This window comes from Nostoc sp. UIC 10890, from assembly GCF_054786515.1.
In genome coordinates this window covers 2,220,936-2,236,374 of the sequence record NZ_JBSGKF010000001.1, presented here as the reverse complement: position 1 = coordinate 2,236,374, position 15,439 = coordinate 2,220,936, and the positions used below count along the sequence as shown (strand labels likewise).

The following is a 15,439-nucleotide window of genomic DNA, read 5'->3' as shown; positions in this document are numbered from 1 at the left end:
CCTCTTAGAGGGAAGTTCGAGTGGTATTTTTTCTCACTCGCACTACTAACTGATCAGGCGTAATACCATCAGAGAACGATCCGTAACTGGTACACTTTGAGAACCTGAAACTAACTTTCCCCGATCTAAAAACCGAGGTTCATTAGTGTCAATTACTATCTCCCATACCTTTTCTTTAAATTCATTGGGTAAAGCAAAGTCAATTAACTCATAGTGAGCGTTAAAAAATATTAGAAAACTTTCATCAATAATCCGCTCACCACGATCCCCTGGAGTAGCAATTCCCTGCCCATTCAAAAAAATCTCCATTACTTTGGCATAACTAACTAGCCACTGCTTCTCAGTCATTTCACTGCCATCAGCATTAAACCAAGCAATATCATTAATGCCTAAACCGTGAATAGGGCGACCTTGAAACCACTTACGCCGTCGAAATACTGGATGTTGATGGCGAAAATTAATTAGTTCACGTGTAAAGTCTAGTAAATCCGAGTTCGCTTTATGCAAATCCCAATGCCGCCAGGAAATCTCATTGTCTTGGCAGTAAACATTATTATTTCCCTTTTGACTACAGCCAATTTCATCTCCCTCTAATAGCATTGGGACACCTTGAGATAGCATTAGAGTTGCTAAAAAGTTTCGTCGTTGCCGTTCGCGCAAACGCATTACTTCTGGATCATCGGTTTCGCCTTCTACACCACAATTCCAGGATCTATTATGGCTTTCACCATCTCTATTCTCTTCCCCATTTGCTTCGTTATGCTTTTCGTTGTAGCTAACTAAATCATTTAACGTAAAACCATCATGAGCAGTGATGAAATTAATACTTGCATTTGGGTTACGCCCGTTTGTTTGATACAAGTCAGGGCTACCTGTAAAACAGTAAGCAAATTGTCCTAAACTATCATCTACACCACGCCAAAAATCTCTGACTGTATCCCTATATCTACCATTCCACTCAGACCAACGCAGTGGAAAGTTCCCGACTTGATAGCCGCCTTCTCCTAAATCCCAAGGTTCAGCTATCAGTTTCACATCTGCCAAGATTGGATCTTGATGAATAATATCAAAGAAAGCTGATAGGTTATCTACTTCATATAATTCCCGTGCTAGCGCCGAGGCCAAATCAAATCGGAAGCCATCTACATGCATTTCTGTTACCCAATAGCGCAGGCTATCCATGATTAGCTTCAGAACTTGAGCATGACGCACATTCAGAGAGTTACCACAGCCTGTAAAGTCCATGTAGTAGCGAGGATCATCCTTTACCAAACGGTAATATACAGAATTATCAACACCTCGCAAAGATAGTGTTGGCCCGAAATGATTTCCTTCGCCAGTGTGGTTATAGACTACATCTAAGATCACTTCAATTCCAGCAAAATGTAGTGCCTTGACCATTTGCTTGAATTCAGTGACTTGTTCTCCCCCAGTCCCACTAGCACTGTAACTAGAATAGGGAGCAAAATAGTTGATGGAATCGTAACCCCAGTAATTCTTTAATCCTTTATCTTCTAAATGTCCTGGATGAGATAGAAAGTGATGTACTGGCATCAACTCAACTGCTGTAATTCCTAATTGCTGTAAGTGTTGAATTGCAGCCGGATGCGCCAACCCTGCATAAGTGCCACGCAACTCTTCTGGAATACCTGGATGTAGTTTAGTAAAACCTTTAACGTGAGTTTCATAAATAACAGTTGTATGCCAAGGTGTATTAAGCCGTTTATCATCTTCCCAATCAAAAGATTGATCAACCACAACACACTTGGGCATTATTTTGGCATCATCTATTTCAGAAAAAATTAAGTCTTTTTCTGGAGCGTCTAGAGAGTAGCCAAAGACGGCTGGATCGTTACTAAATTCACCGTCAATCGCCTTAGCATAGGGATCAATCAATAGTTTGTTGGGATTAAATCGATGACCTACTTCCGGTGCCCATGCCCCATGTACTCTAAATCCATACTTTTGACCTGGACCAACTCCTGGTAAGTAGCCATGCCACACAAAATTGTTTTTTTCTGTCAAAGGCACGCGAATTTCTTCGTCATCATTATCAAATAAACAAAGCTCTACCCCTGTTGCATTTTCCGAAAATAAAGCAAAGTTTGTCCCTTTTCCATCCCAAGTTGCACCTAAAGGATATACATTCCCTGGCCATAAAGTTACATACATAAGTAAATTTTCAATAATTAGTTTTTCAGTAAATAGTCAACTTAGATTTTCTTGAATAATTAATAATAATTAGTTGAAACTTAAAGTTACTAATAATTCGTTAAAATCACTAACTTTATAATCTAGCTTATTAAATAATATTATTTTCTCTATCATTAGTAATATAAATATCTATTCCTTAAGTCTGATAAATTGAAGCGTAGGGAAAGAGGCTGGAGGAAAACTGCTCTGTCTGTGACCCAGCACGGCTTTAAAGTAATGAGTAAGGAGTAATGAGTAATGAGTGGATGAAAAACGGGTATTTACTCATTACTTATTACTTGTTACTCCTTACTCCTTCTTCCCCGTGCGTACCCTTCTCCTGACGGAGACGCTGCGCGAACGGGAACGCCAAGGGCGAACACGGCGGTGAGGATGTCAACACCCTGCTATCTAAGCTGAACTGTGGAAATATGACAGCGTGTCTTTTGACACGATTTTACTATTACAGCAACAATGCTACGTAGTGACTGTTTTTACTTGGTGTGAAAGAGAACGTGAAAAAGGATTTTTTGTTGCTAACAGTTGCTTTACCGAGTCTACTGATAGCGTCTCCTAGTTATGCTGTTGAGAGTGAAATTGAGCAGAGAAATACTAATAACTCAACCGAAGTTATTTCAGATATTCCGATTTTGAGTGAAATTGAGCTACCCGCTACTAATGCAGAATTATTAACTCAACAATCTGCACCGAGTGAAGTTAATCCAGAAACTCAGCCAGAGCCAGAACCAGAGCCAGATTATACAGATGATACAGACATTACTATAGAAGCGATCGCAGAACCAGATAACTTACCTCAATCTACCCCAACTTACGTAATTGATAAAGAAGAAATTCAAAAGCAGGGCGCTACAAGTTTAGCCGATATCTTAAAAAGAATGCCTGGTTTTGCAATCAATGATGTAGGTCATGGTGCAGATATTCACACAGGTACATACTATCGCGGAGCTTCAATTAATCAATCTGTATTTCTGATTAATGGCAGACCAATTAACAATAATGTCAACACTTATCATGGTGGAACTGATTTAAATAGCATTCCGGTAGAGGCGATTGAACGAGTGGAATTATATAGCGGTACAGCCTCCGCTTTGTATGGTTCATCAGCCTTTGGGGGAGTGGTAAATATCATTACCAAGGAAGGTTATGGCAAACCTAAATTGAGCGCTAGTGCAGAATTTGGCTCGTTGAGTTTAAATAATCAGCAAGTTACTTATGGTGGTTCATCTGATAAAGTTAAGTACAACTTTAGCTTTGAAAGATTCTTTATAGATAACCGTTACCGCGTGCCTGTAGGTGCTGCAAATCGTGATGAGCAGGGCTTTTTATCGAATGCAGACACAGCGACAAGTACCTACTTTGGTAGCATTGGACTAGATTTAGATAAAAAAAATTCATTGAATTTAGATGTTACTGCACTCAGCAGTCGTCGCGGCTTAATTTATTTTGGTTTTCCTCTGCAAAGAGATAGATTAGACCACGATGGTTTAAATGTTGGCTTATCTTGGAAGACTCGGCTAGGTAATGGGGAAAGCTCTAATCTGACAACCTCAATTGGTTATAACCGAGATTATTTCAGTACTTATGGTCCTACAGGTGCATTTTACCGTACAGGAGCTTTAGATACACAGCAACTTACAGCCAGAGTGGATCATGAGTGGAAAGTTACTTCCAATAATAAATTGCGCTGGGGATTAGATTTGAAAAACACCGATTTAACCGGTGATGTTTTGAGTACAAATCCTGCGAGAATTGCCAATAACGAAACTGAAGATAGAAGTTTGTTCAATACAGCTTTATTTGCTGTGAATACTTGGAATATTACCGACGATTTTCTGATAGATTTAGGGCTAAGGCAAAGCTTTGACAGCCAGTTTGGAAATTATCTCAATCCTAGTGTTGGGTTACGTTATGCCGTCACACCAATAGTAGCAGTGCGGGGAAGTTGGGCCGGGGGACAGCGCAATCCGGGGTTAGATCAGTTGTATGTTTATGATACAGTTCATGGTTGGGAACCTAATCCTGATTTAAGACCGGAAACTGGCTCTACTTGGAGTGCAGGAGTAGATGTCAATTTTTCTCAAAATCTGATTGGGCAATTTACCTACTTTGGTAGTAGTATAAGCGATCGCTTGGGAGTCATCGCCGGCAGATGGGAAAACATTGGACTAGTAGATACCAATGGTTTAGAGGTTGCACTGCAATTAAGAATTGCAGCCGGCTGGTCAACTTTCCTCAACTACACTTATACAGATGCTCAAATAAAAACAGGCTCAGAGAGAGGTTTACAGTTAGGTTTAATTCCTTACTCTGTACTGCAAACTGGCGTGGGTTATCAAAATTCAGGTTGGTACGCTAACTTGTATGTTACCTACAATAGTGGCACTCGCAGAGCCTTCTTTACAAACCCTGGTGACACGATTACAGATTTTTCGCCATCTTTCGTAAATTTAGATTTGAGCGGACGTGTACCTTTAACTAGCAATGTAGGATTGACAGTTTACTTAGAAAATCTCCTCGGTGAGCAATATGAGCGAGTTAATCGCATATATAGCCCTGGATTTACTTTTCGTGTGGGTTTAAACGCCAATTTTTAGGTGGTAAAGGGGAGGCATCGCAATATAACATGCATGGTGCGTTAGGTTAAAGTCGTAACAAACCCTACGGTTAAGGCAAGAGACGCGATGAATCGCCGTCTCTACAATAATCAAAAAACCTTAACCGAACCGGATTGTAACGCACCCTATTTAAAATTTATTTTTAATCCGAAATCTAAAATTCAAAATTGCTATGAGAGCCAGAATTGAAAATAAAGTGCTTTTTATTCACCATGAAGATTTACCAGAGTTTAAGAAGGGTGGTTCGGTGGTGCGGAACTCTTATTTCTGGGCGCTACGTTCAATTGCTGGTAAAGCTTCGCGTTATCGTGATTGGGAATACGAATCGGAGGTTTGGCTAGCGCTTTCACGAATGCTTTTGTCGTTTGCTGAATCTGGGTATTTGGGTATTAGAGAAACTTTGCTGGAGTTTCCTGTATCTCAAGGGGAAATTCCTTGTTTGCTGCGAGATGTGTCCACTTTTGAGTAAGGATGCATAGCAATACTTGTCGGGTTTTGGGGAAAAGGGTAAGGGGTAAGGGGAAAGAAAAAACCTTTAACCTTTACCCTTTAACCTTTTCCCAAAACCCAAGCAGTATTGAGATGCATAGCTTTTGCTTGCGGAAAACACCAAAATGAGTAAGTCAAATGCCTTTTTGAAAAAGCAATCAGGTAATTTGAGAAAGCAATTAGGCTTTTTGATAAAGCAATCAGCAAATATACTTGATAATTAAAAATTGTAGCTACATACCGCTGTAATTAATATAACATTATCAAAATAATGCTTGAACTCATCGGGCACTCAAATGAGGTTTAATCCGTCACGATTAGCCATCATAGACAAACCCTGGTGAACAGTAGTGCTGAAGCAAGGGTAGTTGTGAGAAAACAATTAAGATGCAGCAGTTAGTGTAGGAGAACAACGTGAAAATAACGATTATTGCTAAAACATTAATTACATCCATAAGTTTGTTAGCTTTATTTGCCCCAAGTCAAGCATCGGCTCAACTTATACCGCAACCTTGGGTTTCAGTTGGTGGAAAAGATGGTGATGTAACCTATGCTGTGGGAGCTAGAGCTTTGGATTTCGGGGTTGAGATTGGAACTGGCCCTGATGGTGCTACGGGAGTAGATGTTTTGAAATTTATCAGTTTACCTGTAATTTCACCTTATGTAGGAGTTGGACTTTATTCAGAAGATAAAGGTGTTGCAGTTTCAGGTGGCGTTCAGGTAGGTGCTACTGATAACGTTTTTGTCGGTGCTGGTTACAATTCTATTCGTGGATTTAATGGGCAACTGGGAATAAGATTTTAATTAATTCGTAATTCGTAATTCGTAATTCGTAATTATTGGGGAAATACTCGCGCGTAATTGTCTTTTTTGGTGCAATACGGTTCATTTAAGAAAAATTGTAGGTTGGGTTGAGGAACGAAACCCAACCTACACAGTTTAAGGTTTTTGGCGTAGAAAGAAAACTAAGTTCTTAATTTTGGATAAAGTCGAGCTTAGACTCCAACTAATTCAATTACGAATTACGAATTACGAATTACGAATTACGAATTACGCTGAGATTAGTTCTCTGACATGAACTGCGGAATCTTGTTGTAATGCTGATGCCGCGATCGCTTCACTTGCAACTATACTTAACCTAGCGATCGCTTGCTTCACTCCAGGTATACTTTGAGGATTCACGCTCAACTCATCCAACCCTAAACCTAATAAAATTGGTGTTGCTAAAGTATCTGCTGCCAATTCTCCACATAATCCTACCGAAATACCCGCAGCATGGGCAGCTTGAACAGTTTGCTGTACCATTCGCAACACCGCCGGGTGTAGTGCATCAACTAAATTTGCCACGCGGGGATTAGTGCGATCGCTAGCCATGATGTACTGACTCAGATCGTTAGTCCCTATACTAAAGAAGTCTACTTCAGCTGCTAACTGATCTGCGATCGCAACTGCTGAGGGAACCTCTACCATAATCCCCACTTTCATCGCTGCATCAAAGGAAATACCAGCTTGATTTAGTTCAGCTTGTACTTCACCCAAAATTACCTTAGCTGCACGTACCTCTGTCACAGTAGCAATCATCGGCAACATAATCTTAATTTGATGCCCCACGCTCGCTCTCAAAATTGCCCGTAACTGAGTTTTGAACAAATCCAAATGATCTAAACAGAAACGAATTCCCCGCCAACCTAAGAAAGGGTTAGCTTCTGGAAACCCGACTCTGAGATAGGGAAGTGGCTTATCACCACCAATATCTAAGGTACGAATAATTAGGGGACGATTATCTAAAACTTGGGCGATCGCCTGATACACTGCTAGTTGTTCTTCTTCAGTGGGGGCACTTGTCCGATCTAAATATAGAAACTCGGTGCGAAGTAGTCCCACACCTTCTGCACCGCTAGCCACAGCAACTTGCACATCATTTATACTACCAATGTTGGCGAAGACGCTAACTTGCCGACCATCACGAGTAATTGCTGGTTGGTGCGCTGTCGCTCGCGCTTCCTGTTGGGCAGTTTGCCAAGCTTCTTGCTTTGCTGCCAGTAAATCCAGGATATGTGATTCTGGTTCTACCCAAGCTCTGCCACTTTCACCATCAAGTGCCATAAGTGTACCATCTGCCAAGTGCAACACCTGGGCATCTACTCCCAAAACTGCGGGAATACCCAATGTCCGGGCAATAATTGCGCTGTGGGAGGTGGCGCTACCAGAAGTTGTACAAATACCCAGCACCTTTGTTGGATCTAATCCAGCGGTGTCTGAGGGGGTTAAATCAGTCGCCACCAAAATCGCCGGTGACTCAAGATGGAGGTTGGCCGCAGCATTCCCAGCCAGTAATCGTAGTACCCTTTGCCCGACATCCACAACATCGTCAACTCGCTCTTGCAGGTAAGAATCTTCAAGTGTGCGGTAGGAAGTCGCTACTTCATCTACTACAGCTTGCCAAGCTGATTCAGCATTTATATGGTTTTCTAAAATGCGTTGATGAGCCGCTTCTAACAGTACTGGATCTTCTAAAAATAGTAGTTGGGCATCGAAGATGGCGGCTTCAGCGTCACCAATTTGCAGAGATGCTTGTGAAAAAATTGCTTGAATTTCCTGTCGAGCAGTGTTAATTGCTGCCTGTATTCGTTGCCACTCTGCATCAGGATCGTCTACGTGATATTCCGTAATAGAAACGTGAGTAGGTTGATAATGAACAACAGGTGCGATCGCTACTCCAGGAGAAGCTGCAATTCCCGAAAGTTCGCCGTGAGTTGCTGGGGTAACTTCATGGTGAAATGCTGGCGGAGAATTCAAGACAACATTATCTTCACCCTCCGGGTTCGGCAGTCCCTCTTTGTTGGAACAACAAGACCGGGCTGCCTCACCAAAATTATTTGCGAATAATGCTTGTAATGCCGTCAGTGCCTCATCTGCATCAGAACCAGTGGCAGTAATCAGCAGTTCGTGTCCTTGACGCACCCCTAAAGTTGTGACTTGGTTAATACTGTCACCCCTGACTAGCTCAGTATTTCTTGTTAAATTCCGCACCAGAATTTGGGATTGAAACCGGGCGGCGGTTGCGACAAACTGCGCTGCGGGACGAGCGTGTAATCCTAAGCGATTGCTGACAATCAGCCGGATTTCTCGCGTTGGTGATTCTACATTAATTGTTGCTGGGGTGACAGTTGACAACGGCCTACTAACTACACCCAATTGAGTTGCTTTTGCTAAGAGTGCGCCGCGTGCTTCCGCCATAACTTGGTGAATATCTCTACCAGCTGCCGCAGCTACCACAGCAGCGATCGCGCCTTCTACTAGAGGTGCTTCACACAAATACACTTTTTGCTGCTGTGCTTCTGGGAGAAACTCGATTGCCATTTCTGCACTCAGCAAAGCACTACCCAAATCCATTAACACCAAGACACCATCATCAGAAAATACAGAAGCGATCGCTTCATAAACCTGAATGGGATCTGTACCCAATGGATTTTCTGGATCTTCAATACCTGCTGCAACAGCAATGGAAACTTGGCCCTGAACCATCTGCGCGGCGAGTTCCCGCACACCCAAGGCTAGTTGTTTACTGTGAGAAACAATAACAATTCCGATCAATGCCACAGCGTCAACCTTGTTGAGAGGTTTGCGTTTAGCTAGTTATCCGTTTCATTTTCCCATTCTGCTACAATTGCAACTGCCCGAAAATATTCCGGTCTTTCCAGCTATCAATACGAATAAAATAGCCTTCTTTTACTGAAATAAGTGGTGTCCACTCATAAACTCCATCGCTAGCAGTAGGGGAAGAAATGTTTTGGATAAGTTTGTTCCCATCGTACAACTTAATCGAGACATCACCATCAAAATTATCCCGCCACAATATTAAAAAAGGCTGATCCTTCGGTTAAAAGTTTGGGCAATCCAAAAACTACTCAGAATGGCAGCAAAAAAAGCAAGAAATTGATTAGAGGATTTATCCTTGCTTGACCGCAATTCCCCAAAAAGTTGTTTAAGGCTAATGAGTTGCGATCGCATGACCATATACTAGACATCTGGTGAAAGTGATGTAGGGACAATTCAGAATGGCACTAAGAAAAGGGAAAATCGTTGAGGCAGCAGGGGTGCAGAGGAGCAGAGGAGCAGAGGAGAAAGAAGAAGTTTTAGGTATTGCGTTCGGATATTTAGAAATTCCCCTCTGCACCCTTGCCCCCTGCCCCTCTGCAATCCTTACGCTGCAAACTCTTCAGCTTAACTTAGTGCCATTCGGACAATTCATGAATTGTCCCTACCAAAGATTTCGAGCAACGCAGAATTAATTTTCAGCAAATGTCTACATCTAAGCAAGAATAAAAACGCAGACATGATCCAATTTAGCCAAGAAAACTTGTAAACCATCCGCAACCATGCCGAAAGTTGAGGAAAAAAATTCAACATCTACTCTCTATTAACACAGAGATTGCATTGAACAATCGAATGCAAGGTGCTTACAAGAGAACCTTGCATTCTGTGCCTAGTAGTTCGTCAAGTGAACTTAGCAGGGTAAAGGGTAAGGGGGAAGGTGGGGCCCCCTTTGGGGATACTACCGTGTATACACAACTCGAATTACCCCCCTTAATCCCCCCTTGGAAAGGGGGGAAACCGGAAAATCTAGTTCCCTCCCCTTTCCAAGGGGAGGGTTAGGGTGGGGTAAAACCCTGGTTAATCAGCTATTTCAGACTTGTGTATACACCGTAGCTTTGGGGATAAGGGGCAGGGGGAAAGGTTTTAAATCCCTTACCCTTTCCCCTTTTCCCTTTCCCCAGACCTCACCTAGCATTTTTGGGTTGGCAGACTACTAGAATGATGGTGGAACGCTAAACAACTACAAAATTGGTTTCGGTTAGTGTCACACCACCCAAAAGTTGTGCAAATTTTACCTGAGTAAACCCAGACGCACTACCATCTCGGTCAAAATACAGTTCACCTGTAGAATTATCGTAGATAAATCGTTGAGCGATCGTCGTTGCAGATGTTCCGAGGGTAAACTGGCTAGCTGAAAGTGAACCTCTTGATAACCCGCCACCAAAACCAGCAGCCGATACTTGAATAAGTTCATTAGTGGCGTTGAAATCAGAAATAGTATCAATACCTTCATTGAAACTATTGAAAGCAAAGGTATCAGTACCATCCCCTCCATAAAGTGTGTCATTCCCATAGTTCCCAGAGAGCCTATCGTTGCCATTGCTCCCCACAATATTGTCGTCATAGGCTGTCCCTAAGATATTGAATCGTTCTATATTCTTGTAGTTAACCTGATTCGTACCCGCCGTAATTGATCCAGTATTAGTAGTGGCATCAAAAGTCGAAGTGATTCCCCCTGTAGCATCGCGGTAATCGACGGACAAGAAATCGTCACCTGTCCCCCCATCTACCGTTTGTGTTACTAAAGAAGAGAAGGCAAGATATGGGGATGGGGTGCTTACATAGATAGAATCATTGCCATCGCCTCCATCCAGTAGGTTATTGCCTGTTGAAGCGCTAGCATTTAAAGTATCGTTACCAACGCCACCATAGAGGGTGTTTTTGCCAGAGGATACAGAGTTGTAGTAGGAGTCGTAATTTGGTTCGGCAAAGCCAGAGATATCAAGAAAATCATTACCATTGCCTCCAGAGAGCAGGTTATCACCTGATGAACCGCTAGCACTCAAGGTATCATTACCAGCGCCACCATTGAGGGTATTATTGCCAGAGGAGCGATTGTCGTAGGGCCGGAAGTAGTCGCCGCCAGGTGATGAGTAATAGCCAGAGACGGAGACAGAATCATTGCCATCGCCTCCAGAAAGCAAATTATCGCCTGTTGAACCGCTAGCACTCAAGGTATCGTCACCAGCACCACCGTTGAGAGTATTATTGCCCTCTGGGCGAAGGTCGCTGCCTTTTTGGACATAGCTGTTGTAGAACTCATAGCCAGAGGCAACGAGAGAATCATTGCCATCGCCCCCATTAAGCAGGTTATTTCCTACTAAATAGTCAACAAACAAGCGATCGTCACCAGTACCACCGTTGAGGGTATTATTGCCCGCACCACCCCGCAGCAAGTCATTGCCACTTAAGCCATCTATTATGTCATCACCACCCTGACCATTGATCACATCATCTGAGTTGTCAAAGCCGTTAACATTATTGTTTAAGTCATTAAGGAATGTGACTGTGTTCTTCCTGAAGATAGTGCTTTGGGTGGAGTTGGCATCGAAGACATCAAAGCTGTCAGTAATAGTAGTTTGCCCATAAAACAAGATATTGCCCAAGTCTACAGTGGCTCCAGTAGATTTGCTGAGGTTTTCCAGGTTTTCCAGGGCAAAGTTTTGCAGGATGAGTTTGCTTCCACCAAACAGATGTGCAAAGCTGATTTCCAGATTGTTGCCATTCTGGGTGAGCAGCAGATTTTCGGCAGTGAAGCCATCGGACTGGAAATTTAGAGTGTCCACTTCGGCAATGACTGCTGCCGAAGGATTTATGCCTTTACCTACTCCACCGAAATCCGTGATAGTATCAGTGCTGCTGTAAGTTAAGTAGCTGTAAACAAATTTATCCTTGCCACCGCCACCTGTGAGGATATCAACGCCATAGCCACTGGTACCGTCACCTATAAAAATATCATCGCCCTTGCCACCGTTGAGGGTATTATTACCAAAGGCGCCAAAGGCACTAAGAGAATCGTTACCATCGCCCCCAGAGAGCAGGTTGTCACCTGATGAGCCACTAGCACTCAAGGTATCGTCACCAGCACCACCATTGAGGGTGTTTTTGTCAGACGAGCCGACACCGGGTTCGTAGTACTCAAAGTCAAGGATGGAGAGAGAATCATTGCCATCGCCCCCATTCAGTAGCTTATCGCCTGATGAAAATTCAGTTTGCAAGGTATCGTCACCAGCGCCGCCGTTGAGAGTGTTTTTGCCAGACGAGTAAAAGGTACTAAGAGAATCATTGCCATCACCTCCAGAAAGCAGGTTATCGCCTCTTAAATTATTAACATTCAAATAATCGTCATCAGCGCCACCATTGAGGGTGTTATTCCCCGCACCACCGTTGAGGGTATCATTCCCCGCACCGCCATTGAGGATATCATTCCCTGCATCACCCCGCAGCAAGTCGTTGCCACTTAAACCATCTATTGTGTCATTACCCCCTTGGCCGTTAATGACATCATCTGAGTTGTCAAAGCCGATAACATTGTTGTTTAGGTCGTTAAGGAATGTGACTGTATTCTTCTTGAAGATAGTGCTTTGGGTGGAGTTGGCATCGAAGACATCAAAGCTGTCAGTAATGGTAGTTTGTCCATCAAACAAAATATTGCCCAAGTCTACAGTGGCTCCTGTAGATTTGCTGAGGTTTTCCAGGTTTTCCAGGGCAAAGTTTTGCAGGATCAGTTTGGCATTACCAAGCTCTCCTTCAAAAGTGATTTCCAGGTTGTTACCATTCTGGGTGAGCAGCAGATTTTTGGCAGTTAAAATATCGCCTTGGAATTTTATGATATCCACTTCCGCAATGACTGCTGCCGTAGGGTTTGTTCCTTTACCTATGCCATTGAAATCAGTGATAATATCGGTGTCGTAGTTGGGTAAGTTGTTTAAGCTGTAGACAATTTTATCCTTGCCGCCTCCACCTGTGATCGTATCGCTGCCATAGGTAGGTGTGATGATATCGTTGCCTGCTTTACCGTTAATAGTGTCCGCACCGTTACTACCTAATAGGGTATCATTACCGTTTGTTCCAATGATATTTGCCATAACTCTTACTTTCCTAAATCGATTTTTTCAGCAATTTTAAGTTCTAAAACTGCTGTTTTAGAGCATAAAGAAATCGCCAAATTTTGACGTTTTCGAGATGTTTTATACGTCACTCTTGAGGAGATGTCTATGCTTAAATAAGCATCTTTGCATACTCTTCACATTATTCACCGAGAAATGTATATACAAATACTGAGCTTTGTATATTCTTTATATTCCCATACGGTTCAGTGAAAGCTGAAAGTGATCTAAATCTAAGTATTCTTTCCAAGAATGGAAAGAGAGAGTGTGTATCTTAAAGGTTTTTCGGAGGATATTACTACAGAGCATCTTTTAGGAGAAAAAATACTGACTTTTGATTCAACCCCCAACATGAATACCAGGACGCTTATGGGGATTCTTTTCAGCCCGACGGAGTACTTCACGGGTGACTACAGCAATATCACCTTCACCAAACAAGATAAAACGCAGTAAGTATTGTATAGGATTTCCCTCAACCCAGCCGAAGTAAGCATGGGGAATTTTACCTGTATGGTCACGTATATAAAGTAGTAAAGCCGCGATCGCATTAGGTACTGCTGCACTTTCAGCGCGGAGGATGCGATAATCACCAACTTGCACCCCTTTTACTTTGATCACATCGGCAAATTCCGAGGCATCCGATACCATAATTTCGAGAAACAGAATTGGATCGTTGGGTGGAATATGGTTGTCTTCGCGTACCTCTTTCTCTTTCATAAAATACTCTAGGACATCGCCCGTATTCAACCGATTTGCAATCAGTCGTATTGCTCCTTGGCTCTCTTCGGCAAGGAATTGGCCAGCAAGTTCGTCAACTTCGATCCGTTCTGCTCGCAGTTCTGTTGAACGCCAAACACGAGAAACCAGTGAGGTAAAAATGATTGTGCCGATAAAGAAGCCCGCAATCTTAATCCCTTCTGGTCTTTCGATGATATTAACAATAGTGGTGTATAAAAATAACAGTGTAATGATCCCCAAAACAGCTCTTGCCCGCTTCTGTCGGTGACGGTGGGCTGATAAGGTGACGGCAAAGGCGGCTGAGGTAATCAAAACAAGCACACCAGTTGCATAAGCCCCACCTTGGGCTTCCACATTTGCTCTGAAGATAATTGTGACAACAAAAGCGATCGCTGTGTAGACTAACACTAAAGGTCGCGTTGCTCGTGCCCAATTGGGTGCCATGCCATAACGTGGTAGGTAGCGAGGCACGATATTCAGCAGTCCTGCCATTGCAGATGCACCTGCAAACCACAAAATCGAAATAGTACTTAAATCGTAAATTGTGCCAAAGCCATCGCCTAGATATAGATGTGCTAAATAAGCAAGGGCGCGTCCATTGGCTTTGCCCCCAGATGCAAATTCTGCCACTGGAATCAGTAGAGTAGTTATAAAGCTGCTGGTAAGCAAAAAGAAGCTCATAATCAGAGCAGCAGTGGTAAGCAGCTTGCGTGTATTCCGAATCCGCCCTTTGGGATGCTGCGGAGTGTCGTTATTGCTGCCTTTAACCAGAGGCATAACGGTAACACCAGTCTCAAAGCCTGACAATCCCAGTGCTAGTTTGGGGAATATAAGCAGAGAAATTCCGATTAGGAGCAAAGGGTTGGAATGGCGGGCAAAAAGTGCAGTCTGCCAGTTAGCGATCGCTCCAGGGTGAGTTAGGATCTGATACGAACCGACGCCAACGACAATGAAGTTTAACAGCAGATAAACTCCTACCAAAACTACTGCAATACCAATAGCTTCTCGGAAACCTCTCAAGAAAACTGTACCTAGTAATGCAACTAATATTAAGGTTACTGCGATCGTCTGATTGTGAAGCCAATTTGGCGTCAGCGGATTTTCGATTATATGGGCTGTGGCATCAGCTGCTGAAAGAGTAATGGTAATAATAAAGTCAGTTGCCACAAAACCGAGTAAGCATAGCACAAGTAATTTGCCTTGCCACCAGGGGAGCAAACGCTCTAACATTGCGATCGATCCTTCACCATGAGGGCTTTCGGCTGCAATGCGTCGATAGATTGGCAATGCTCCAAAGAGCGTTAGCAAAACCAGAATCAGGGTTGCTATAGGAGAAAGAGCGCCAGCCGCCAGGGCTGCAATCCCAGGTTGATAGCCAAGGGTCGAGAAATAATCTACACCAGTCAAGCACATCACCTGCCACCAAGGATGCTGACGATGTGATTCTTCTTTGCGGTAAGGGCCTTCCTTCTCTCCTCGGTCTTCTTCAAGCAACCAGTGGATTAACTGGCTGCCAAGCCGTTTTGTTGAAACAATTGATTTAGCCATCTAAGCCTCCGGGGTACTCCCGCCACATTGGTACTCCAATTGGCGGTGATGGGGGATAGGAGGGCA

Annotated in this window: 8 protein-coding genes; 4 read left to right on the top strand and 4 right to left on the bottom strand. The window is 43.2% G+C overall.

Translation table 11 applies throughout. The annotated features are described in order from the left end of the window. Positions 1–45 precede the first annotated feature (45 nt). Positions 46–2,172 carry a glycogen debranching protein GlgX gene (gene glgX, locus ACWATR_RS08735; RefSeq protein ID WP_460331456.1) on the bottom strand — a complete coding sequence of 709 codons (2,127 nt, stop codon included), beginning with the start codon at positions 2,170–2,172 and terminating at the stop codon, positions 46–48. 536 nt (positions 2,173–2,708) lie between these two features. On the opposite strand from glgX, the gene ACWATR_RS08730 reads away from it, so the two are divergent. From ACWATR_RS08730 to ACWATR_RS08720, 3 genes are all read left to right on the top strand, one after another. Beyond that, the gene (locus ACWATR_RS08730; protein ID WP_460331454.1) at positions 2,709–4,808 is read left to right on the top strand and encodes a TonB-dependent receptor plug domain-containing protein; all 2,100 of its coding nucleotides are present in this window, start codon (positions 2,709–2,711) and stop codon (positions 4,806–4,808) included. Positions 4,809–5,001: 193 nt separating this feature from the next. Beyond that, positions 5,002–5,298 carry a hypothetical protein gene (locus ACWATR_RS08725; protein WP_460331451.1) on the top strand — a complete coding sequence of 99 codons (297 nt, stop codon included), beginning with the start codon at positions 5,002–5,004 and terminating at the stop codon, positions 5,296–5,298. A 434-nt stretch (positions 5,299–5,732) separates the two neighbouring features. After that, positions 5,733–6,122: a hypothetical protein gene (locus tag ACWATR_RS08720; RefSeq protein WP_069074362.1), complete on the top strand. Its 390-nt coding sequence runs from the start codon at positions 5,733–5,735 to the stop codon at positions 6,120–6,122. Positions 6,123–6,368: 246 nt separating this feature from the next. On the opposite strand, the gene ptsP is transcribed toward ACWATR_RS08720, so the two are convergent. Continuing rightward, positions 6,369–8,915, bottom strand: coding sequence for a phosphoenolpyruvate--protein phosphotransferase (ptsP, locus tag ACWATR_RS08715; RefSeq protein WP_460340297.1), 2,547 nt, complete (start codon positions 8,913–8,915; stop codon positions 6,369–6,371). A gap of 464 nt (positions 8,916–9,379) precedes the next feature. Here ptsP and ACWATR_RS08710 point away from each other — a divergent pair, with 464 nt between their 5' ends. Beyond that, entirely contained in the window at positions 9,380–9,613 is a 234-nt protein-coding gene (locus ACWATR_RS08710; protein ID WP_460331449.1) for a hypothetical protein, read from the top strand. Between the two features lie 537 nt (positions 9,614–10,150). On the opposite strand, the gene ACWATR_RS08705 is transcribed toward ACWATR_RS08710, so the two are convergent. Next, positions 10,151–13,066 carry a beta strand repeat-containing protein gene (locus tag ACWATR_RS08705; protein ID WP_460331447.1) on the bottom strand — a complete coding sequence of 972 codons (2,916 nt, stop codon included), beginning with the start codon at positions 13,064–13,066 and terminating at the stop codon, positions 10,151–10,153. 360 nt (positions 13,067–13,426) lie between these two features. Next, complete coding sequence (locus tag ACWATR_RS08700) at positions 13,427–15,373, bottom strand: APC family permease (RefSeq protein WP_460331445.1); 1,947 nt, start codon at positions 15,371–15,373, stop codon at positions 13,427–13,429. Positions 15,374–15,439: the final 66 nt, after the last annotated feature.